Source organism: Paraburkholderia sp. CNPSo 3272 (genome assembly GCF_024206495.1).
In the GTDB taxonomy this organism is placed as follows: domain Bacteria; phylum Pseudomonadota; class Gammaproteobacteria; order Burkholderiales; family Burkholderiaceae; genus Paraburkholderia.
Window position 1 is genome coordinate 1 of sequence record NZ_JAMBPQ010000061.1, and the last position, 20,587, is coordinate 20,587.

Here is a 20,587-nt window from a genome sequence, read left to right on the forward strand (position 1 = left end):
GACTTGGCGGTTGAGGCCGGCGCTGCACCTGTTGTTCTTCTTCGGCAAACGCCTTTCTACCATGCGGACGGCACGCCCCGATGCAGGGCACGTCTCCAGTCGCCCTACGGGCTCCCTTCACCGTGCCCTGCATCAACTAGCCCCGGTCACGATGCGTTGGTCATTTCCGCGAGTTCTTTTTTTGCTCTCGCGTCACACCGCCTCTATGTGACGCCGCCAGATTTGCGCGGATTTAGACCGCCATCGACAGTCATGCCGGCGTATAGCGAAAAAGGTGCGCGTGTTTGCGGTGTGAAGCGGCGCTACGCATACACATATAATGATGTTCCGTGCGGAGCACGGGCAAACCATGCAAGCTTAGGCGTTCAGCGCCGAGCGCAGGAGCATTGATGCGGGCGTGAGCACAGCGGACCACGCCCGCCGTGCATCGTTTAGTTAGTCGCGGTAAGCCTTGCACGGCACAGCTCCAACTCCTTGCTGAGCGCGTCTATTTCGCCTTGCATGTCCCCTGCTCGCCGCAGCAGGCGCCCCACCTCATTCCAGTACGCATAGCCCAAGTCTCCGTCCGCCATCGCCAGTTCGTGAATCTTTCGGAGAGCGACGTCGAGGTCAATCTGGTTATCAGAAGGCATTTTGTTTTCCCGTAGTGAAGCCGCCATACAGTGGCTGAAGGCATCGAGCGGCCCAAGCGCGAGCGCATCATTGCCAGCGGATAAGCTGCATCTTAGGCGCGATAGAGCTATACGGCGATAGGCACAAAGCAGAGCGAGGGAACCACGCCGGCGAAAACTGGTGTCGCCCGCACGCATGACGGTCTGCCTGGTGGCTCCTACTTCATCAGGACCCAGCGGGCAGACCGCCAACTGCACACATACATACACCGAGGGAGACCTCACGCGACGATTCGCCAAGTCGTCGCAAACCGCCGTAGCTCTATGCCGGGTAACGCTGGCTGGTAGGGCTGCAACGGGCGCTGGATGACGACAGTCATCCTTCGACCCACTCGAAGACGAAGAAGTTGGGCGACACGGACACGGGCGCCTGGGCAACCAGGCCGAACCCTGTTCAGCGCGAAGCGGTGAGAATCCGCACCGGGGGGCGTTCGGAAACGAACGGCGTTACCCGGTCTCGGCAGGTGGGCTGATGAGGCGTCAGAAATGGCGCAGGGGCACGAGGGGAAACCTGGACTGCTCGGCACCACGCGGAAATGCGTGGGTCTTTGGATAGCTTAAGCCTGTAATTGGGGGTGTGAGTCCCCCATCCGAGTAAAAACCATTGGATATGCCCTTCGGGGTGATGAATCAGTGAAGGTTTCGGGACGGTAACCCGATGCTATGGAACATCGTAGGGCGAAAGTGGCCATGAGCCATGAAGCGTATGCGACTTCCGGAACCTGAGGCTCCATATCTCAAATCGTGGGTTTGACGCGTTGAGCTAACGTGGGAATCTCTGACGGCCAATTGACCAGGGTGGCACCTGGGACGGCGCAAGAGAGGGAGCGGCGGATAGTAAAGCTCGAGCCGAATGCGAGACCTAATCAGTCAAGCATAATGCGAGCCCCAATGGGGCGCTTGAAAACTGCCAGCGGTTGAAAGGTGTATGTACCCGAAGATGGGAAGGGCTTGGCGGCCCGTTTGCAGCTTATGCCGGACGCGATGCTTGGCGGCATCGCGCCCGACCCTCTACCTTGGCGGGTAGAGCAGCGGCATTGGAACTACAACGTAGTGTTCACGACAACTCTCTCGGCCCCGCCATGCGGCGGGGCTCCTTCCGACGACGAACACGTCTCGGCCTTTCACACCGAAGCCGCCAAGACAACCCTACGCTTCCTCGCTCACCGATGCGACCTCATGCGCCGCTGATGGGCCTGCCGGCCAGCCCTTCAATGGCTCCGGCAGATAGTCGTAGAGCTGGTCAGCGATATCGCCGTCGCGCTCCAGCGCCTCCGCGAGCGCCGTCACGCGTCCCCAAACGGATGGCGTGCGCAGTGCCTCGTCCGTCATCCGCATGAGATGCTCAAGTTCGCCCGGCGTCAACAGTTGCGACAGTCCGTCGGCCACATCCTGGTCATGCTTGAATTCGGCCTTTGCCGCCTCCACCGCCAAAGCACCCTGCGGGTAGATGGATGCGGCAACAGAGCCGGCGAGTTTGCTACAAACGTGCGCCCGAACCAGACGCCGCCACGCCTCAAGATTTTCACTCTGGGATACTGGCGGCTGTCCTTTCACGACGACGTTGCGCGCCTGCTCTGCAAGCCGCTCGAATCCTTCACGGTCACCGACGAACCGCTCTGCTGCGGCATCCCACTGGACATGCATGGTCACCGATGGCACATCCGACGCTTCGCAGACACCGAGCACGTCAACTACGTCGCGACCTTTCCGGGGTTGATAGCGCCACGAGGTGCTGCCCGTTGGTGCAACGGCCACGCGGTAGACCTGCGCGCCCCCCAAGGCATGGATGACGGCACGGGCGGCCTCACGAAAACAGATGGCACGACGATGTTCTTGAGTCAGTTCGGGCATGACGGCAAATCTTCCTGCGGTTGAAATGGAGCGGAAAACAATTCATCAGACGATTTATCGGCACGCCAGCCAAATCTTGAATTTCCGTCGCCCATCCCTTCAGCCTGCCCGCTGCCTTCGCGTCGAAAAGCGTCTGACCTCTTGATACGCATCAACGCGCGCCTAATAGTTGCATCGCTGGGCGAGTGGATTTCGCTGCCTCGTATAACTCTCCGACTTTGTGAGAACGGGAAAGAACAGCGCTTATTTCATGAGTCTCTTTTAGATTGCGGACAACAGGGTCGCCCTGCTCACCGACGTTCCGACTTCATTTGGCGCCAGGGGTGGCGCTGATAGGAACATTCGCACAAGCCTCATCCCAACATAGATACGTTACGTTGCATAACCAACTCAATTTACCTGGTTTTCCTTACTTTCATATCGCCGATGGTACTGAGCGGGCCGTGTTGCTGCGCGTACGGGCGCAATTGCCGCACTCGCGGACTGGACGCCCTGATGCCGCCCCTCCTGCCGGCCGGCCCTCAACATCCGCACGCTTACCGCCGGCTGCCCTCCCCGCCTGGGCAGCCTATGAGCAAACCGGAACGCGAATCACCGTCCGCCAACCCAATGTAAAATCAGCTTCACTTCCGAGCCGGCACCTGGCAGACATCCACTTACAGCGTCCAGCACGGTCCCCGGCCGCCCGAAAGCAAGCAAATAGCCATAGGCCACACGTAATGAATCATCAAGCACTATCGTCGTTCATCTGGTCCGTCGCAGACCTGCTGCGCGGCGACTACAAACAGTCTGAATATGGACGGGTGATTCTGCCCTTCACCGTGCTGCGCCGTCTCGATTGTGTGCTCGAACCCACGAAGGCCGCAGTGCTCGCGGAGTTCGAAGCGAAATCGAAGATGGGTGTCAACCCTGAGCCATTCTTGCTGCGTGTCGCCGGCAACGCTAGGTTCTACAACACGTCGCCGCTCGACCTAGTCAAGTTGCTGGGTGACCAGGACAACATCCGGCAGAACCTCTACGCATACATTCAGGCCTTCTCGCCAGCAGCTCGTGACATCTTCGAACGCTTCGACTTCTACACGCAGGTCGAGCGCCTCGCGAAGGCCAATCTGCTCTACCTGGTGACGGAGAAGTTCGCCAACATCGACCTCCACCCCGATGTGGTCGACAACACGCAGATGGGGCTCGTTTTCGAAGAACTCATCCGGAAGTTCGCGGAAATCTCGAACGAGACGGCCGGGGAGCACTTCACCCCACGGGAAGTCATCCGCTTGATGGTCAACCTGCTGTTCATCGAGGACAGCGACGTGCTTACCGCCGGCAATGCCGTCGTGCGGACCATTTACGACCCGACGGCCGGGACCGGCGGCATGCTCTCGGTGTCGGACGAATACCTGCGCGAGCACAACCCGGCTGCGCGACTGACGATGTACGGTCAGGAGCTGAACGACGAGTCATACGCCATCTGCAAGGCTGACATGCTTATCAAGGGGCAGGACGTCGCGAACATCGTCGCGGGGAACACCTTGTCCGACGACGGCCATACCGGTCGCAAGTTCGACTACATGCTGTCCAATCCACCATTCGGCGTCGAATGGAAGAAGGTTGAAAAGGCAGTACGGACCGAGTACGAGCAGAAAGGCTTCGACGGCCGCTTCGGCCCTGGCCTGCCGCGCGTGTCAGATGGCTCGATGCTGTTTTTGCTGCACCTCATCAGCAAGATGCGTCCGGCGAAGGACGGCGGCAGCCGCTTCGGCATCGTGCTGAACGGCTCGCCGCTTTTCACTGGCGGCGCAGGCAGCGGTGAAAGCGAAATCCGGAAGTACGTCTTGGAGAACGACCTGGTGGAGGCCATTGTTGGCCTGCCGACTGACATGTTCTACAACACGGGCATCTCGACCTACGTGTGGATTCTGACGAACAGGAAGCCCGACGCTCGCAAGGGGTTCGTTCAACTCATCGACGCGTCGAGCTTCTGGCAGAAAATGCGCAAGAGCCTGGGCAGCAAGCGCCGCGAGATGTCAGACGAGCACATTGCGACGGTCACCCGTCTATTCGGGGACTTCGCGGAAGCAGAGCTGGCAACTGTTTTCGATGCTGGAGGTACGGTCGTTGGTCGTTGGGTTGTGCCGGCAGGCAGCAATGCGCCTGACGTGCCGGCGGGTGGCACGGTGAAGTCTGCGCCGATTTCGCGGATTTTCCGGAACCAGGACTTCGGCTACACCACCATTACGGTGGAGCGCCCGCTGCGCGATGAGCAGGGCAACGTTGTGCTGGGTGCCAAAGGCAAGCAAAAAGGCAAACCACAGGCGGATAGCGCGCTGCGCGACACTGAGAATGTGGCTCTCTCCGACAACATCGAGGCATATTTTGCGCGCGAGGTCTTGCCTCATGCGCCGGACGCCTGGATTGACGAGGAGAAAAGCAAGGTCGGCTATGAGATTCCGTTCAACCGGCACTTCTATGTGTTCGAGCCGCCTCGTGACCTGCACTCGATTGACGAGGAACTGAAGGCGGTATCGGCAAGCATCATGAAGATGCTCGAGGAGTTGGCAGAGTGAGCTTGCCCCGTTATCCCAAGTACCGTAACAGCGGTGCCCCGTGGCTCGGCGACGTGCCGGCTCATTGGCAGATTTCGCCTCTCAAGCGTCTTATCGATATCCAGAACGGCGCAGACCACAAAGCGGTCGAGCAGCCGGACGGCTATCCAGTCATCGGGTCTGGAGGAGCGTTTGCCTTCGCGTCCGACTATCTGTACGACGGGGAAGCCGTGCTACTTGGTCGGAAGGGGACGATTGACAAACCACTTCATGTAACCGGCAAATTCTGGACCGTTGACACGATGTACTGGTCGAAAATCAAGCCTGGCGCAAGCGGAAGATTTTCTTACTATGCGGCTCTCACAATACCGTTCAGCTACTACTCAACGAGCACGGCCCTACCTAGTATGACGAAGAGCGCGCTGAACGCGCATTCGATTGCATGCCCGCCATTGGAAGAACAGACAATCATTGCCGCTTTTCTTGACCGTGAGACTGCCAAAATCGACGCGCTGATTGCCGAGCAGGAAAAGCTCCTCACCCTCCTGTCAGAAAAGCGCCAGGCGACCATATCGCACGCCGTGACGCGTGGCATCAATCGTGATGCACCGATGAAGGATTCGGGAGCAGTGTGGCTGGGAAAGGTGCCGGCACATTGGGAGGTCTGTCGCGTGAAAGACGTCGCGCGCCTGGAAAGCGGTCATACCCCGTCAAAGCAAATCCCGGAATACTGGGAAGACTGTGAGATTCCATGGGTATCGCTGAACGATTCCAAGCATTTGGCGAAACACGACTACATCTCTGACACCGCAGTGAAAATCAATGAGTTAGGGCTTGCCAACTCGTCTGCGCGAATGCTGCCCGCAGGAGCGGTTGTATTTACGCGAGACGCCACAATCGGGCTCGCAAGCATTACAACGATTCCGATGGCGGTTTCTCAGCACCTGATAGCCTGGTGCCCGTCTCAGCGCATCACTTCACTTTATCTTTTACGGGTCTTCAATGCGATGAAGCCTCATCTCGACTCGTACACCTTTGGTGCAACCATCAAAACGATTGGCATGGGTGACGTGAAGAAGTTGGTTACACCGGTACCGCCAGTCGAGGAGCAACAAGAAATTGCGGCGTTCATTGATTCTGAGACGACAAAGCTCGACGAACTCAAAGCCAATGCTGAACGTGGCATTGACCTGCTTAAGGAACGCCGCAGCGCACTAATTTCCGCCGCTGTTACCGGAAAAATCGACGTCCGCAATGCGGTGCCGCAGGAGCTAGCCGCATGAGCGACATCCAATTGTTCCGCCTGAAAAGCGGTACGGCGAGCGAGTTACCGGGCAAGGCCGCAAAGTTGGAAAAGCAGCTGCAGGGTCTCGTCGAAGCGAACATGCAAACGTTCCTTAGCATTCGCTTTCTTGCCAGCGAGTACATCACTGGCAAGACGCACAAGGGCCGAATTGATTCGCTCGGCCTCGACGAAAACGGCTGCCCGGTCATCATCGAGTACAAGCGCCACAGCAACGAGAACGTCATCAATCAGGGACTGTTCTACCTGGATTGGCTCCTTGACCACCGGGCGGAGTTCCGGTGGCTGGTCATGGAAAAGCTCGGCAAGGACGTAGCGGACGAAATTGAGTGGACTGGCACTCGCCTGCTTTGCATCGCTGCCGATTTCACCCGCTACGACGAGCATGCCGTCCAGCAGATTCCCCGCAATATCGAGCTGATTCGCTACAAGCTTTTCGGCGATGACCTGTTATTGTTCGAGCTGGTGAACGCGCAAAGTGTGCCGGATGCGACTGCAGTAGAGCCTCTTCCGGCAGACCTCACCGCAGAGACGGATAAACCAAAGTCGACGGGCAAGGACAAATCACTCGACGAGCAGCTCGCCGCCGCGTCTGCCGAGATTCGTGACCTGTATGCTCAAGTCGCCAGCTTCCTGACGGCATTGGGTGATGACGTTCAGGAGAAGCGCCTGAAGCTCTACACTGCCTTCCGGCGCCTGAAGAATTTCGCATGCGTCATCGCCTACCCAAACAGGCTGGTGGTCATGGTCAAACTCGACCCGACCACGGTCGCGTTCGAGGATGGCTTCAGTCGCGATGTAAGTCAGATTGGTCACTGGGGCACCGGTGACATCGAACTGACACTACGCACGCCGGCCGACCTGGACCGGGCGAAGCCGCTGCTCGAGCGCAGCTATTCCGAGGGCTAAAGGCTTATTGCTCTCTCACGAAACAACAAGAATATCGAACGCATGGGGGCCATCCATGAGCAATCTGCATCAGGAACATCACCTCGAATCAGAAATCTGCCGGTCCCTGGCAGCTAATGGCTGGTTCTATGCCGAAGGCGACGCTACGCGGTACGACCGCGCCAACGCGCTGTTCCTCCCCGACCTGCTCTCATGGATTGAGACCACGCAGCCCGACACTTGGCAACGTCTAACGAAGACTCACGGCACTGCACTCGGCGAGCGTCTGGCCGAGCGGGTCCGCAAGAGCCTGACCGAACGCGGCACCCTCGACGTGCTGCGCCGTGGCGTCGAGATGCTGGGCCTCAAGGAACCGCTCTCGCTCGTGCAGTTCAAGCCTGCGCTGGCCATCAATCCTGCTATTCAGCAGCGCTACGATGCGAACCGCCTGCGCGTCGTGAGGCAGGTACGTCATTCGCCGAACTATCCGCAGGACGCTCTGGACCTAGTCCTGTTCGTGAACGGCATCGCGGTCGCGACTGCGGAGTTGAAGTCGGACTTCACGCAGAGCGTGGACGATGCGGTCGACCAGTATCGCGAGGACCGCAATCCGCAGCCCAAGGGGGGACAGGCTGAGCCGCTCCTCAGTTTCCCCGGCGGTGCCCTCGTGCACTTCGCCGTTAGCCAGACCGCGGTCATGATGACCACGCGGCTCGCCGGTCCGGCTACGTTCTTCCTGCCTTTCAACCGCGGCAATCATGGCGCGGCGGGCAATGCGCCGAACCCGGACGGCTTCGCAACGGCCTACCTGTGGGAAGAGGTGTGGGAACGCGACAGCTGGCTGAACATCCTGCACCGCTACCTGATTGGCAAGCGCGACGACAAGAAGCAGCTCAAGTCCGTCATCTTCCCGCGCTACCAGCAGCTCGACGCGACGCGAAAGGTCGTTGCAGATGTCCTCGCGCAAGGTCCTGGCCAGCGGTACCTGATACAGCATTCGGCAGGCTCCGGCAAGACCAACTCGATTGCGTGGACGGCGCACTTCCTCGCTGACCTGCACGACGCGGAACACCGAAAGATGTTCGACAGCGTGCTGGTCGTGTCCGACCGCACCGTGCTCGACGCGCAGCTGCAGGAAGCCATCTTCGACTTCGAGCGCACAACCGGCGTCGTGGCCACCATCACGAACGAACACGGCAGCAAGAGTGCACAGCTAAGCCAGGCGCTTAAGGACGGCAAAAAAATCATCGTCTGCACCATCCAGACGTTTCCGTTCGCGCTGCAGGCCGTACAGGAACTGGCGGCGACCGAAGGCAAGCGTTTTGCGGTTATCGCCGACGAGGCCCACAGCTCGCAGACCGGCGAGGCAGCGTCGAAGCTGAAGCAGCTGCTGTCTGCGCAGGAGTGGGCCGACCTCCAGGACGGTGGCGAAATCGACACTGAGGCCATACTCGCCGCGCAGATGGACGCACGTGCCGGCGCGACGGGCCTCACCTATGTGGCCTTCACGGCGACGCCGAAGCAGAAGACGCTCGAGCTGTTCGGCCGGCTAGGCGCGGATGGCCTGCCGGAGCCATTCCATGTGTATTCGATGCGCCAAGCCATCGAGGAAGGCTTCATTCTGGACGTGCTGAAGAACTACACGACCTACAACCTTGCCTTCAGGCTCGCGCACGATGGCCATGAATACGACGAAAAAGAGGTCGAGCGCAGCGCCGCTATGAAGGGCATCATGCAGTGGGTTCGGCTGCACCCGTACAACATCGCGCAGAAGGTGCAGATTGTCGTCGAGCACTACCGCGAGAACGTACAGCCACTGCTCGACGGCAAGGCGAAGGCGATGGTGGTCGTCGGTAGCCGCAAGGAGGCCGTGCGCTGGCAGAAGGCCATCCGTGCATACATCGAAAAGCGCGGCTATCCGCTCGGTGTTCTCGTCGCGTTCTCCGGTGAAATCGACGACCCCGAGAGTTATCCGGAGCCGGTGACCGAAACGAGCAAGGAGCTGAATCCCGGCCTCAAGGGACGCGACATCCGAGACGCGTTCGCCGAGCCCGAGTATCACCTGCTGCTCGTCGCCAACAAGTTCCAGACTGGCTTCGACCAGCCTTTGCTGTGCGGCATGTACGTCGACAAGATGCTGGGGGGCATCCAGGCGGTGCAGACGCTGTCGCGCCTGAACCGGGCCCATCCGGGCAAGGACACCACCTACATCCTGGATTTCGTCAACGACGCAGCCGAAATCCTGAAGGCGTTCAAGACTTATTACGAGACCGCCGAACTGGAGGCGACTACCGACCCGCATCACGTCTATGACCTGCGCGCCAAACTTGATGCCGCTGGTTACTACGACGACTTCGAGGTTGACCGCGTGGTCAAGGTCGAGCTGGACCCCAAGGGCACTCAGGCTCAGTTGCAGGCCGCCATCGCACCCGTTGCCGACAGGCTGCTCAAGCGCTATAAGGCGGCGCAACTCGAGAAGACCGCAGCCGAGGCTCAGCAAGATGGGAAAGCTGCACAGGCAGCCAAGGATACGCTCGACGCGCTGGCGCTGTTCAAGAACGACATGGGCGCGTTCGTACGGCTCTACGCGTTCCTGTCGCAGATTTTCGACTACGGCAATACCGACATCGAGAAGCGTTTCCTGTTCTACAAGCGGCTCATTCCCCTACTGGAGTTCGGTCGCGAGCGCGACACCGTCGACTTGTCGAAGGTCACGTTGACGCACCATAACCTGAGAAATACCGGACGCCAGAACCTGAGCCTGAGCCAAGGGGAGGCACCAAAGCTGCCGCCCATGGATGCCGTCGGCAGTGGTTCGGTTCAGGAGAAGGAAAAAGCGCTCCTCGACGCAATCATCCAGAAGGTCAACGGCCTTTTCGAGGGCGAGCTGACCGACGACGACCAGCTCCTTTACGTGAATGGTGTGCTCAAGGGCAAGCTGCTCGAAAACGAACTGCTGGTTCAGCAGGCCGCGAACAACAGCAAGGAGCAGTTCTCCAGCTCGCCGGACCTGAAGGAGGCGCTGATGCACGCCATCATCGACGCGTTTGATGCCCATACAACGATGAGCAAGCAGGCGCTCGATTCGGAGCGTGTGCGCGATGGGCTGAAGGACATATTGCTCGGGCCGGCCCAGCTCTATGAAGCGCTTCGGGCCCGCTCTGGTGCTTCACCGCAGCAGCGCGCATAAGTCCGAGAAGGTGGTGCCGCTAGCGAGCTAGCGGCACCTAGAACATTCCCAGGTTCGCCTTTTCAGAGCGCGCCCGGCACGCCTTCAGTGACGAGGCGCTGAATCTCGCTGGCCCTCCACGCAACGCAGCGAGGCCCAAGAGAGACGGGGCGCGGAAAGCGCCCATTCTTCACGCCCGCGTACCAGGTTGCGCGGGAAACCGGGATAAGCGCCAGCACTTCCGGAAGGCGCAAAAGAGAATCATGCTGGAGTTGCATGATGCTATCTCCAAGAGAAACGCCCTTGTAGATATTGCCTAAATCCATGAATAAACCATGGAACATGCTGCCTGTATGTTTTCCTATGAGCCGCCAGAGCAGGGCTTGCCGGTGGCTATCGTCTGATTGCGATTGGGCGAGGTGTTACCGACCTTCGCGTGCGCCGAAAAAAACTTGTGGCGAAGTCAACGCATCATTCCCGCCGCCGTCGCGCAATCGGTCCAGGTAATCCGCCCATTGCTGCATCATCCGACGGCGGTCATCCAGAAACCTCGTGCGGTTATAGGCCTGACCCAAAGCGTCCGGCACACGGTGAGCCAGCTGGTGCTCAATAACCTCCGGCGGGAACCGCAAGCGTTCGTGCAGAATTGTCCGGGCCATCGGCCTGAATCCGTGACCGGTCTGCTCTTTCCGGGTGCTAATCCCGGCACGTTGCAACGCCCGGTTGATGGTTGCCTGTGACATGGGCTGTGCCCTGTCATCCCTACCGGGGAAGACAAACTCCCCTCTTCCCGTCAGCGGAAACAGTTCCCGCAGTACGGCGACTACCTGCGAGGCCAAGGGCACGACGTGTGGCGTTTGGGTTTTGGCCACGATGTAGCGCCATTCGGCCGCGTCGAGATGCACCTCGTCCCACCGCATCGTGCGCAGCTCCCCTGGCCTGCAGAACAGGTACGGCAAAAGCCTGAGCGCGCACTTGACCGGGTAGGTAGCCTTCGCCTCCTGCATTTTGCGGAGCAGAGGGCCGACCTCTTTCGGCTCAGTCACGGCAGCAAAGTGGGCCGCCTTGGCCGGGGCCAATGCGCCGCCAAGATAGGCAGTGGGGTTGCTTTGCGCCCGCCCGGATGCGACAGCGTAATTGAACACCTGAGAACAGTTCTGTTTCGCCCGGTGTGCCGTGTCTTTAGCACCGCGGTCCTCAATGCGTCGCAAGCAAGCCAGCACCTCTGGCGCAGTGATGTTCGCGACGGGCAGCTTGCCCAGCCATGGGAAAACGTCGTTTTCCAGGCGCGCGATGACCTTGTCCCGGTGCGACTTTGCCTTCGCGGACATCATCAGCTCGAACCATTCGCGGGCCACGCCCTCGAATGTGTTCGCGGCCTGAGCCAATCGCGCAGTTTTGACCGCCTGCTTTTGTGCGCTTGGGTCGATGCCGTCGTCCAACAGCTTGCGCGCATCGTCCCGCTTGCTTCGAGCCTCCTTTAGTCCGACCGCGGGATACGCTCCGAGTGCGAGCCGCTTCTCTTTTCCGTTGAACCGGTACTTCCAGCGCCAGAGCTTTGAGCCGGTCGGAAAAATTTCGAGGTACAGGCCACCGGTGTCATAGACGCGTTTGCGCTTGGCAGACGGCTTCTCGTTCCGGACAGCGACGTCTGTGAGCGGATAGCGGGCGCGCCGACCTTGCGGCGCGGAAGCGAATACTGGGGCAGACAACGGCACATCGGCCGAGTGCGCGACGGAGTCATGCAGAGCTTGCATGTGACCATCTCCATTAAAAGCAAAAAGCCCTTGGAGATATGTCCTTAATCCACAAAATGGTCGTGGAAGTAATGCCTAGATTTTTCCTTTGATGTTGCTGGAGCAGGGCTGACCAGCAACAGGCCGTCCAACGACGACGGAAGAAGTATTGCGCGCCTTTAAACGCGTGGTCAAGCGATTTCTCGAGCATTAATTGCGCGAAACTCCTAGTTTTCGCGCAGCTTGTCCAAATAGTCCGCCCATTCCTGCATCATTTTTCTTCGCTCATCGAGAAATTTCGTTCGATTGTAGGCAGTGCCCAGCGGGTCGGGGACGCTATGAGCTAACTGATGCTCGATGACCTCCGGCTTGATGCCGAGCCGCTCGTGCAGGATGGTGCGGGCCATCGCCCGGAAGCCGTGCCCCGTCTGCTCGTCACGCGTGCTGATGCCTGCGCGCCTGAGGGCAACGTTGACCGTGTTGCTCGACATGGGTTGCTTCTTGTCGTCCCTACCCGGGAAAACATAGCCCCATCTTCCTGTCATGGGATGCAGCTCACGCAGGATGGCAACTGCCTGCGTGGCCAGCGGGACTAAGTGAGGTGTTTGCGTCTTCCCCACGATATAGCGCCATTCCGCAGCGTCGAGGTCTACCTCGTCCCAGCGCATTGAACGCAACTCGATTGGCCGGCAAAAAAGATACGGCGCCAGCCTGAGTGCACACTTGACCGGAAACGTGGCGTTCACATCGTCCATCTTGCGCAGCAGCGGACCGACTCTCTCTGGCTCCGTTACGGCAGCGAAATGCCCTGGTTTTGCCGGTGGCAGAGCGCCTCGGAGATGCTCCGCCGGGCTGTTTTGCGCCTTCCCGATAACCACGGCGTACCGGAAAACAGCGGAGCAATTCTGCATCGCGCGATGGGCCGTGTCGCGGGCACCACGCTGCTCAATCCGCCGCAGGCATGCGAGGACTTCCGGTGCGGTGATGTCAGATATCGGTCGCTTGCCCAGCCAGGGAAAGATGTCATTCTCGAGCCGCGCGATAACCTTGACGCGATGAGACTCGGCCTTGTCGGACATCATCCTCTCGTACCATTCCCGAGCAACTGCTTCGAAGTTGTTGGCCGCACGCTCCAGCCTCGCTGCCTTCACCACCTTCTTGTGCTCGCCCGGGTCGACGTCTTTCGCCAGGAGCTTGCGCGCGTCATCGCGCTTCTCACGCGCGTCCTTCAAGGTCACGTCGGGGTACTTGCCGAACGACAGGCGCTTCTCGCGCCGGTCGTAACGGTACTTGAAACGCCACAGTTTTGAGCCAGCGGGTGAGACTTCGAGGTACAGCCCACCGGCGTCCCAGAGTCGCTGGGTCTTGTCGATGGGCTTGGCGTTTTTGACGGCGAGGTCAGTGAGCGGCATCTGGGGGCATCCGTTTGTGGGGGCGCGAACTGGTTCCCCCATGGTGCCCCCAACGGCCTGATTTACCAACAGATGCAGTTGGACGACCTCAGACGTAAAAAAAGGCCGGAATCCTTGTGTGACAAGGGCTTCCGGCCTTTTGCTGGACCTAGCCAGACTTGAATTTGGTGGAGCGGAGGAGGATCGAACTCCCGACCTTCGCATTGCGAACGCGACGCTCTCCCAGCTGAGCTACCGCCCCAACGAATCACTGATTCTACACACACAAAATCCGTTTTGCCAAGCGTCAAATGTGACCCCAAGCAAAACTACTTCGAAGGCGCTCCGGCGAGCACCCAGGCCACAACAGAATGGATATCGCCGGCGCTCATCCCCGGGTGAGACGGCATAGGAATAGCCCCCCAAACGCCGGCCCCGCCGTCCCGAACCTTCTTCTCCAGCTTGGCCTGGGCAGCGGCATCGCCCTTGTACTTCGCGGCGACATCCACAAACGAAGGCCCCACGAGCTTGCGATCCACCGCATGGCATCCCATGCAAGCATTAGCCTGAGCCACCTTCAACCCATCCGCCACAGCAGCAAAAGCCGGCGAAGCGAGACCCAAACCAGCCCCAGCAACCACCACCGCAGCCACAACCCCACCAACAAACCACCGCATCACAAAGCCCCCATATTCCCCGGCTTCGTAGCCGACGAATTAGTCACAGGCGCAGGCGCCTGGTGCTCAATAGGCTGCGACGTCACACCCGAATCAGGCACCGCCCCCACCGTCGGCGCATCGGCAGCAGGCGCCGCCGCCGGCGCACTGGGCGCAGCCGCCGTCGCCACCGTCGCCTGTTGCGGGTCGATGTACTGGTAGCACTTCACCACCTGCGTCACGCCCATCACCCCGGCCGTCGCGTTGGCGGCGATATTGCCTTCCTGCGGCGTAACAAGGCCCATCAGATAGATCGTGCCGCGCTCGCTCACCACCTTGAAGTTGTTCGCGGAGATGTCCTTATAGGCAATCAGCTCCCCCTTCACGCGTCCTTCGAGGTACGAGTCGTTCGCGCGCGAGGAAAACGAGCTGGCCGGCTGCACCGCCAGCTCGTTGACGATCGATGCAACGTTCGTCACGGCTCGCACGATGCTCTCGGCCTTCTGCTTCGAGGCGTCGTCGGGCACTTCACCCGTGATCAGCACGCGCTGGTTGAACACCGCCACGTTCACGTGCGCCGTATCGGGCAGTTGCTTGCCGAGATCGGCCAACGCCTTCACCTGAATCTCGCGGTCTTCGGTTTGCGATCCCACCGTGCGGCGGTCGGTTGCCACCAGCGCTGTGCCCCCCGCCGCGCCCGCCAGCGCCAGGAAGCAGCCCTGCAGGCTTGCGCAGAGCGAGGCTGCGAAGCCGATCGTCAGCGTGGTCCGTGCCAGCGCGCGCGTCATGCCGTATCTGCTCATCAACTTCCCCTCTCTTCGTCTTACGGTGTCAGTCTTCGCCCAGCAGCATCGCGTCGATGCCGTCGCACAGGCAGTGAATGGTTAACAGATGCACTTCCTGAACACGCGCCGTGCGGTCGCTCGGCACGCACAGCTGAATGTCGGTATCGGCGAGCACGCTGTTCACGTCGCCGCCGCCCTTGCCGGTCAGCGCGATCACAACCATTTCGCGTTCGTGCGCTTCCTGTATGGCGGCGAGCACGTTCACGGAGTTGCCCGAGGTCGTGATGGCGAGCAGCACGTCGCCGGGCTGGCCGAGCGCGCGCACCTGCTTCGCGAATACCTGCTCGTACGCGTAGTCGTTGGCAACGGCGGTGAGCACCGAGGCGTCGGTGGTCAGCGCGAGTGCGGGAAGGCCCGGACGTTCGCGCTCGAACCGGCCGATCAGTTCGGCGGCGAGTTGCTGGGCGGTGGCGGCGGATCCGCCATTGCCACAGGCGAGAATCTTGTTGCTGTTCGCAAGCGCGGCGAACATCGTATCGACCGCGGCGGCTATCGGGACCGCCAGGGTTTCCATGGCCGCGAGCGTAGTGGCTGCGCTATCGCGGAAGTGCTGTTGAATGCGTTCGACGGACATCGACTCTCTAATCTGTACTGCGGGTATCGCAAAATTTCCGCGTGGTGCGGCGTGCCGCAAGTTTAGCGCACTCGAGGGCGTTCATTTTCACCCTTCTTTCCGTTGCGTAAGTTTTAGCTCTCGTCGGCTTCCGGTTGAAACGCGTCGCGCAGCCACACGAGCCGGCCGCTCTCGAACGCGATCACATCGAAGCGGCACGCGGGCGGCGTTCGCGCCTGCGTGTGGGCTTCGGCGTTCGCATCGGCGCCGCGCCACGTCGCGAGAAAGTAGCGCGCCGCGCGCAGCACGCGCTGCTGTTTGCGCCACCCCACGCTCGCCGCCGCGCCGCCGAATTCCGGCCGCGCGCGGGCGCGCACTTCCACGAAAACCAGCGTGCCGTCGCGCTCGCGCATCACGAGATCGAGTTCGCCGCCTCGGCAATTCACGTTGCGCGCGACCAGCGCCAGGCTCTCACGACGCAAAAACGCCAGTGCGTGCGCCTCGAAACGCGCGCCTGTCGCGCGGCGTTTGGCATTCGACTGCGCTCGCGCGCGAAAGTTGTCTGCGCGGGCACTTTCGTTCGCGCCGCTTCCCTCCGGTGCGCCCGCGTCCGCGTGGCACAATGGCGGCCTCTTTTCCTGCATTCGCGCGTTGCGTGTCATGACGTCCCTCTCGTCCCCCTTCGAACTCGCACAGGCCCAGCAGTATCCGGCCGCCACGCTGTACGTCGTGGCCACGCCCATCGGCAATGTCGCCGACATCACCTTGCGCGCGCTCCACGTGCTCGGCCTCGTTGATCGCATCGCCGCCGAAGACACGCGCAACACCGGTCAACTTCTCGCGCGCTACGGCATTTCGAAGCCGCTCGTCGCCGTGCACGAGCACAACGAGCGCGAGGCGGCGCAGCGCGTGATCGAATTTCTGCGCGCGGGCGAGCGCGTGGCCTGCGTGTCCGACGCGGGCACGCCAGGCATTTCCGATCCCGGCGCGAAGCTAGTCGATGCCGTGCGCGCCGCCGGCCTGAACGTCGTGCCGCTGCCTGGCGCAAGCGCACTCGCAACGGCGCTTTCCGCTGCCGGCGACTGGGTCTCGACTTTCACGTTTTTCGGTTTCCTGCCCCCCAAGCCGAAGCAACGCGCAACTGCATTGCAGCCGCTCGCCGCGCATACGCATGCGATGGTGTTTTACGAAGCCCCGCATCGCATCGTCGAAACCGTGCAGGCGATCGCCGATGCGTTCGGTCCCGCGCGCCGCATCCTCATCGCCCGCGAATTGACGAAGCTACACGAGTCGCTCTGGAGCGGCTCCCTGGCCGAAGCGCCAACGTGGCTCGCAGGGGATGCGAACCGTCAGCGCGGCGAGTTCGTGCTGGTGGTGGAAGGCGCGAGCGAGCAGGCAAATGGCGAAGCCGATCACGACGCGCTCTTGCGCATGCTGCTCCAGGAAGTGCCGGTGAAGGGTGCGGCGAAGATCGCGGCGGCGCTCACGGGCGCGTCGCGCAATGCGCTCTACGCGCGGGCGCTGGAATTGAAGGATGACGGCGAGCAAGAAGCGGACGACTGAACCGCGAGCCGACAACAGTCAAAAGCTCAAAAGCACGAGCCGGAAAAACCGAAGGGCCGCCTGAGTCAATCAGGCGGCCCTTCGCGTATGCATCCAGCGGTACCGGGCGGTTCGGCTTTGGGCGCGTCGCGGCGCACTCAGCGCCACGCCCAAACGAAAGCGCTTAGTGATCGATGTTCGAGTTCGCGGCAACCATATCCGCTTGTGCGACCTTCGCTTCCTGACGCGAGAGACCTTCGATGTTCACCTTCGCCGTACCGGCGTGCTGCACGCCAAGGATCTTGGCGGCGGCATACGAGAGGTCGAGCACGCGGCCACGCGCGTACGGACCACGGTCGTTGATCTTCACCACCACCCACTTCGACGTGCCGGGCACGCTCACGCGCACATACGAGCCGAGCGGCAGCGTGCGGTGCGCAGCCGTGAGCGCCTTCATGTTGAAGCGTTCGCCGCTTGCGGTGCGGCGGCCGTGGAACGCGCGGCCGTACCACGAGGCGCGGCCGGTCTGGTGGAACGAATGGACGTCCGGGCCGTTCTCCTCGATCGCTTCGGCGTTCGCGAGCGAGTTGTCGTTCGCGGTGCCCGATGCGGGCAGCGCAGCGAGCGCGGAGCCGTAGCCCTGCGGCGCGGTGAAAGCGGCATCCTTCGTGCGAAGGGAGTCACTTGCCGCCTGGTCCTGCTGGGCGGGCGGCATGGCGCAACCGGCCAGAATGGACACGGCTAAGAGACTCCCGAGTCGTCGTCGAGTCAGTCTAAGGTTCATAACATTGCCATCACGTTCTCGAAGCCTGTCCCGCGCCATGTGTGCGCGTTGTCGGAAAGGCTTCGGCGGTCGCGGGCAAAGCTTCGCCATCGCTCTCCTGGAATGAAAAAGACGAGCGCGTGCCAATGCCCGGATGCAGCCCTAATAAGCCGCTAACCGCTAGTTATCTTTCACGTCTGGCGCAACCTGTCCCCGGCAGCCTGACCAGACCCCACATGCCGCCATCGAACGATGAAACTCGTTCAGGCGCGCCGGAAACTCTCGGCGCACAGGAACGGCGGCGTAGGCCCCACCCAGCGTCACGGCATGTTGGCCGTTGCAGGCGCGTGGCACCTGGCTGGGCAAGACGTGCGGCGTCGAACGGATCGACACCTGATTTGCCATCTTGTAAGGCAGCTTCTTTCGGCAAGCCTTCAACGACAGCACTGCTTGACGGCGATGTATGCGACCTCTTTTTTTACGAAGGTCACACCGCCCTTTGAAAGCACGAATTCCGTGCGTGATGGGTCGCATTATACCCAAAAGTTATTCCTGTCACGCCTCTGCCTCACAAATCTCCATGATTTTTCACTATTGGCGTAACAAAGGCGTTCGTCTTGCGCCGCCGCATCCCTTGTCAGACAAGGGATCGAGGCCGTCGCGAGCGGCGTCGGCGGCACTTCCTGCACCCCGGTACAATCGTTCCTTTGGCTGGGGCCGCCGGCGCGAAACTTCGACTTCGAAGCGCTTCCCGCCCCGCCCCGCGAGACCCGAACACCACGAACCCCGCATGAAAGTCACGCTGATTCCCGTCACGCCGTTCCACCAAAACTGCTCGCTGCTCGTCGACGAAACGACGAACCGCGCCGCCGTCGTCGATCCGGGCGGCGATCTAGAACGCATCGAAGCCGAAATCGAGCGTCAAGGCGTGCAGCTGGAAAAGGTGCTGCTTACCCATGGCCACCTCGATCACTGCGCCGGCGCGAAGGCGCTCGCCACGAAGTTCGGCGTGCCGATCGAAGGGCCGCAGGAAGACGAGCGCTTCTGGATCGACCAGTTGCCGCAGCAGAGCGTGCGCTTCGGCTTCGGCCACGCCGAGGCGTTCGAGCCCACGCGCTGGCTTCAAGACGGCGACACGGTGCGCTTCGGCGGCGAGGAACTCGAGGTGTATCACTGCCCTGGCCACACGCCGGGTCACGTGATCTTCTTCAGCCGCAAGCACCGGGTCGCCACGGTCGGCGACGTGCTGTTCGCGGGTTCGATCGGCCGCACGGACTTTCCGCGCGGCAATCATGCGGACCTGATCCGTTCGATCCGCGAAAAGCTCTGGCCGCTGGGCGACGACGTCACGTTCGTGCCGGGCCATGGCCCGGTCTCGACCTTCGGTGAGGAGCGTCGCTCCAACCCCTACGTCGCAGATGGCGTACCTGGATGAGAGTGAAAAGTACGATGAATCAAGCCGCTATTGAGGAGATTTACGTCAGCACCGACGTCGAGGCCGATGGTCCCATTCCCGGTCCGCATTCGATGCTGAGTTTCGCTTCGGCGGCGTACACCGCCGACAAGCGTTTGATCGCCACGTTCTCTGCCAATCTCGAGATGCTCGAAGGCGCGGCGCCGCATCCGGTGCAGGCCGCCTGGTGGGAAACGCAGCCCGAGGCCTGGGCCGCGTGCCGCAAGGATCTGCAACACCCGGCGGCGGCGCTCGTCGCTTATGTCGAATGGGTGGAGGCGCTGCCTGGCAAGCCGGTGTTCGTCGCGATGCCGGCGGGCTTCGATTTCACCTTCATGTTCTGGTACATGATGCGCTTCGCCGGGCGTTGCCCGTTCTCGTGGTCGGCGCTCGACATCAAGACGCTCGCCTTCGCGATGACGGGCCTGCCCTACCGCAAGTGCATCAAGCCGCGCTTTCCGAAGCACTGGTTCGACGATCATCCGCACACGCATGTCGCACTCGACGACGCGATCGAGCAAGGCGCCCTCTTCTGCAACATGCTGGCCGACCTGCGGACCCAGCAAGCCGCGCTCGCGGCTGATGGGGACGACTCAGGGCAAAACGCCGCGAGCGCTCCGGCAAATTAGGTAATCTCCCTCATCACCCGCGCTTCGCATTGCGTTCTGTTCTCCTGGCCTCTACCATTCAGGAATACAGCGACGCAATGGAGGCGCAGTTGACACTCGATACGTTCTCTCAGAAGATTCTGCGCCTGCTGCAGCTGGACGCGCGCCGTTCGGTACAGGAAATCTCCGATCAGGTAGGGCTTTCCAGCACGCCATGCTGGCGCCGTATCAAGGATATGGAACAGTCGGGCGTGATCCAGCGCTACACGGCGCTGCTCGATCGCGAAAAGCTTGGCCTGCACGTCTGCGCGCTCGCGCATATCCACCTCACGCGCCACACCGAAGGCGGCGTCGAAGCCTTCGAACGCGAGATCGCCACCTGCCCCGAAGTCACCGAGTGTTACAGCACCACGGGCGAATCAGACTACATCCTCAAGATCGTGGCGCCCGACATCAAGGCCTACGACGCCTTCCTGCACGAGCGCATCTTCCGCATTCCCGCGGTGGCGCAGGTGCGCACGAGCGTCGTGCTGCGGGAAATCAAGTTCGATACGCAATTGCCGCTGTGAAAAACAACATAGCGCGGCGCGCTTCTCTGCCGCGCTATGTGTGCCT

18 protein-coding genes and 1 tRNA gene are annotated in these 20,587 nt (G+C 61.1%); 8 read left to right on the forward strand and 11 right to left on the reverse strand.

From position 1 onward, the window contains the following. Positions 1 to 431: 431 nt before the first annotated feature. Positions 432 to 632: a hypothetical protein gene (locus tag M3I53_RS35675; protein ID WP_254320480.1), complete on the reverse strand. Its 201-nt coding sequence runs from the start codon at positions 630 to 632 to the stop codon at positions 432 to 434. 1,188 nt (positions 633 to 1,820) lie between these two features. Then, positions 1,821 to 2,525: a hypothetical protein gene (locus M3I53_RS35680; protein ID WP_254320481.1), complete on the reverse strand. Its 705-nt coding sequence runs from the start codon at positions 2,523 to 2,525 to the stop codon at positions 1,821 to 1,823. A gap of 719 nt (positions 2,526 to 3,244) precedes the next feature. On the opposite strand from M3I53_RS35680, the gene M3I53_RS35685 reads away from it, so the two are divergent. From M3I53_RS35685 to M3I53_RS35700, 4 genes are read left to right on the forward strand one after another with little or no spacing between them, the layout of a single operon-like run. Next, positions 3,245 to 5,086, forward strand: coding sequence for a class I SAM-dependent DNA methyltransferase (locus tag M3I53_RS35685; RefSeq protein WP_254320482.1), 1,842 nt, complete (start codon positions 3,245 to 3,247; stop codon positions 5,084 to 5,086). Continuing rightward, the gene (locus tag M3I53_RS35690; protein WP_254320483.1) at positions 5,083 to 6,348 is read left to right on the forward strand and encodes a restriction endonuclease subunit S; all 1,266 of its coding nucleotides are present in this window, start codon (positions 5,083 to 5,085) and stop codon (positions 6,346 to 6,348) included. Before M3I53_RS35685 ends, M3I53_RS35690 begins: the two co-directional genes overlap by 4 nt. After that, complete coding sequence (locus tag M3I53_RS35695) at positions 6,345 to 7,277, forward strand: DUF5655 domain-containing protein (protein ID WP_254320484.1); 933 nt, start codon at positions 6,345 to 6,347, stop codon at positions 7,275 to 7,277. The genes M3I53_RS35690 and M3I53_RS35695 overlap by 4 nt, the downstream gene beginning before the upstream one ends. A 55-nt stretch (positions 7,278 to 7,332) precedes the next feature. Beyond that, positions 7,333 to 10,446: a type I restriction endonuclease subunit R gene (locus tag M3I53_RS35700; RefSeq protein ID WP_254320485.1), complete on the forward strand. Its 3,114-nt coding sequence runs from the start codon at positions 7,333 to 7,335 to the stop codon at positions 10,444 to 10,446. 62 nt (positions 10,447 to 10,508) lie between these two features. Here the strand turns inward: M3I53_RS35700 and M3I53_RS35705 are convergent, their stop codons facing one another. From M3I53_RS35705 to M3I53_RS35740, 8 genes are all read right to left on the reverse strand, one after another. Next, a complete protein-coding gene (locus M3I53_RS35705) occupies positions 10,509 to 10,769 on the reverse strand; it encodes an AlpA family transcriptional regulator (protein WP_254320486.1) in 261 nt (86 codons plus the stop codon). A 78-nt stretch (positions 10,770 to 10,847) separates the two neighbouring features. Beyond that, positions 10,848 to 12,182 (reverse strand): integrase arm-type DNA-binding domain-containing protein, encoded by a 1,335-nt coding sequence (locus tag M3I53_RS35710; RefSeq protein WP_254320487.1) that lies wholly within the window; start codon positions 12,180 to 12,182, stop codon positions 10,848 to 10,850. 206 nt (positions 12,183 to 12,388) lie between these two features. Then, positions 12,389 to 13,573 carry an integrase arm-type DNA-binding domain-containing protein gene (locus tag M3I53_RS35715; protein ID WP_254320488.1) on the reverse strand — a complete coding sequence of 395 codons (1,185 nt, stop codon included), beginning with the start codon at positions 13,571 to 13,573 and terminating at the stop codon, positions 12,389 to 12,391. A gap of 165 nt (positions 13,574 to 13,738) precedes the next feature. Further along, positions 13,739 to 13,814, reverse strand: a tRNA-Ala gene (locus tag M3I53_RS35720). A gap of 67 nt (positions 13,815 to 13,881) precedes the next feature. Beyond that, positions 13,882 to 14,229: a c-type cytochrome gene (locus M3I53_RS35725; RefSeq protein ID WP_254320489.1), complete on the reverse strand. Its 348-nt coding sequence runs from the start codon at positions 14,227 to 14,229 to the stop codon at positions 13,882 to 13,884. Beyond that, positions 14,229 to 15,011, reverse strand: a complete 783-nt coding sequence (locus tag M3I53_RS35730; protein ID WP_254320490.1) for a BON domain-containing protein — start codon at positions 15,009 to 15,011, stop codon at positions 14,229 to 14,231. The genes M3I53_RS35725 and M3I53_RS35730 overlap by 1 nt, the downstream gene beginning before the upstream one ends. Before the next feature lie 28 nt (positions 15,012 to 15,039). Then, entirely contained in the window at positions 15,040 to 15,627 is a 588-nt protein-coding gene (locus M3I53_RS35735) for a phosphoheptose isomerase (RefSeq protein WP_069265196.1), read from the reverse strand. 113 nt (positions 15,628 to 15,740) lie between these two features. Beyond that, positions 15,741 to 16,268, reverse strand: a complete 528-nt coding sequence (locus M3I53_RS35740; RefSeq protein ID WP_254320491.1) for a YraN family protein — start codon at positions 16,266 to 16,268, stop codon at positions 15,741 to 15,743. Between M3I53_RS35740 and rsmI the strand changes: the two genes are divergently transcribed. Next, a complete protein-coding gene (rsmI, locus tag M3I53_RS35745; protein WP_254320492.1) occupies positions 16,267 to 17,169 on the forward strand; it encodes a 16S rRNA (cytidine(1402)-2'-O)-methyltransferase in 903 nt (300 codons plus the stop codon). The genes M3I53_RS35740 and rsmI overlap by 2 nt on opposite strands. Before the next feature lie 163 nt (positions 17,170 to 17,332). Here the strand turns inward: rsmI and M3I53_RS35750 are convergent, their stop codons facing one another. Then, positions 17,333 to 17,932, reverse strand: a complete 600-nt coding sequence (locus M3I53_RS35750; RefSeq protein ID WP_254320493.1) for a septal ring lytic transglycosylase RlpA family protein — start codon at positions 17,930 to 17,932, stop codon at positions 17,333 to 17,335. 769 nt (positions 17,933 to 18,701) lie between these two features. Between M3I53_RS35750 and M3I53_RS35755 the strand changes: the two genes are divergently transcribed. From M3I53_RS35755 to M3I53_RS35765, 3 genes are all read left to right on the forward strand, one after another. Beyond that, the gene (locus M3I53_RS35755) at positions 18,702 to 19,346 is read left to right on the forward strand and encodes an MBL fold metallo-hydrolase (protein WP_254320494.1); all 645 of its coding nucleotides are present in this window, start codon (positions 18,702 to 18,704) and stop codon (positions 19,344 to 19,346) included. Positions 19,347 to 19,360: 14 nt separating this feature from the next. Further along, positions 19,361 to 19,993 (forward strand): exonuclease, encoded by a 633-nt coding sequence (locus M3I53_RS35760; protein ID WP_254320495.1) that lies wholly within the window; start codon positions 19,361 to 19,363, stop codon positions 19,991 to 19,993. A gap of 77 nt (positions 19,994 to 20,070) precedes the next feature. After that, a complete protein-coding gene (locus tag M3I53_RS35765; protein WP_174479506.1) occupies positions 20,071 to 20,541 on the forward strand; it encodes an Lrp/AsnC family transcriptional regulator in 471 nt (156 codons plus the stop codon). Positions 20,542 to 20,587 lie beyond the last annotated feature (46 nt).

Bases quoted from the DNA above. Each gene is read 5' to 3' on its own strand.
- M3I53_RS35725 (WP_254320489.1), bottom strand. From the start codon at position 14,229: ATGCGGTGGTTTGTTGGTGGGGTTGTGGCTGCGGTGGTGGTTGCTGGG.
- M3I53_RS35760 (WP_254320495.1), top strand. From the start codon at position 19,361: ATGAATCAAGCCGCTATTGAGGAGATTTACGTCAGCACCGACGTCGAG.
- M3I53_RS35750 (WP_254320493.1), bottom strand. From the start codon at position 17,932: ATGAACCTTAGACTGACTCGACGACGACTCGGGAGTCTCTTAGCCGTG.
- rsmI (WP_254320492.1), top strand. From the start codon at position 16,267: ATGACGTCCCTCTCGTCCCCCTTCGAACTCGCACAGGCCCAGCAGTAT.
- M3I53_RS35735 (WP_069265196.1), bottom strand. From the start codon at position 15,627: ATGTCCGTCGAACGCATTCAACAGCACTTCCGCGATAGCGCAGCCACT.
- M3I53_RS35730 (WP_254320490.1), bottom strand. From the start codon at position 15,011: ATGAGCAGATACGGCATGACGCGCGCGCTGGCACGGACCACGCTGACG.
- M3I53_RS35695 (WP_254320484.1), top strand. From the start codon at position 6,345: ATGAGCGACATCCAATTGTTCCGCCTGAAAAGCGGTACGGCGAGCGAG.
- M3I53_RS35705 (WP_254320486.1), bottom strand. From the start codon at position 10,769: ATGTTCCATGGTTTATTCATGGATTTAGGCAATATCTACAAGGGCGTT.
- M3I53_RS35675 (WP_254320480.1), bottom strand. From the start codon at position 632: ATGCCTTCTGATAACCAGATTGACCTCGACGTCGCTCTCCGAAAGATT.
- M3I53_RS35700 (WP_254320485.1), top strand. From the start codon at position 7,333: ATGAGCAATCTGCATCAGGAACATCACCTCGAATCAGAAATCTGCCGG.
- M3I53_RS35765 (WP_174479506.1), top strand. From the start codon at position 20,071: ATGGAGGCGCAGTTGACACTCGATACGTTCTCTCAGAAGATTCTGCGC.
- M3I53_RS35715 (WP_254320488.1), bottom strand. From the start codon at position 13,573: ATGCCGCTCACTGACCTCGCCGTCAAAAACGCCAAGCCCATCGACAAG.
- M3I53_RS35740 (WP_254320491.1), bottom strand. From the start codon at position 16,268: ATGACACGCAACGCGCGAATGCAGGAAAAGAGGCCGCCATTGTGCCAC.
- M3I53_RS35680 (WP_254320481.1), bottom strand. From the start codon at position 2,525: ATGCCCGAACTGACTCAAGAACATCGTCGTGCCATCTGTTTTCGTGAG.
- M3I53_RS35685 (WP_254320482.1), top strand. From the start codon at position 3,245: ATGAATCATCAAGCACTATCGTCGTTCATCTGGTCCGTCGCAGACCTG.
- M3I53_RS35755 (WP_254320494.1), top strand. From the start codon at position 18,702: ATGAAAGTCACGCTGATTCCCGTCACGCCGTTCCACCAAAACTGCTCG.
- M3I53_RS35710 (WP_254320487.1), bottom strand. From the start codon at position 12,182: ATGCAAGCTCTGCATGACTCCGTCGCGCACTCGGCCGATGTGCCGTTG.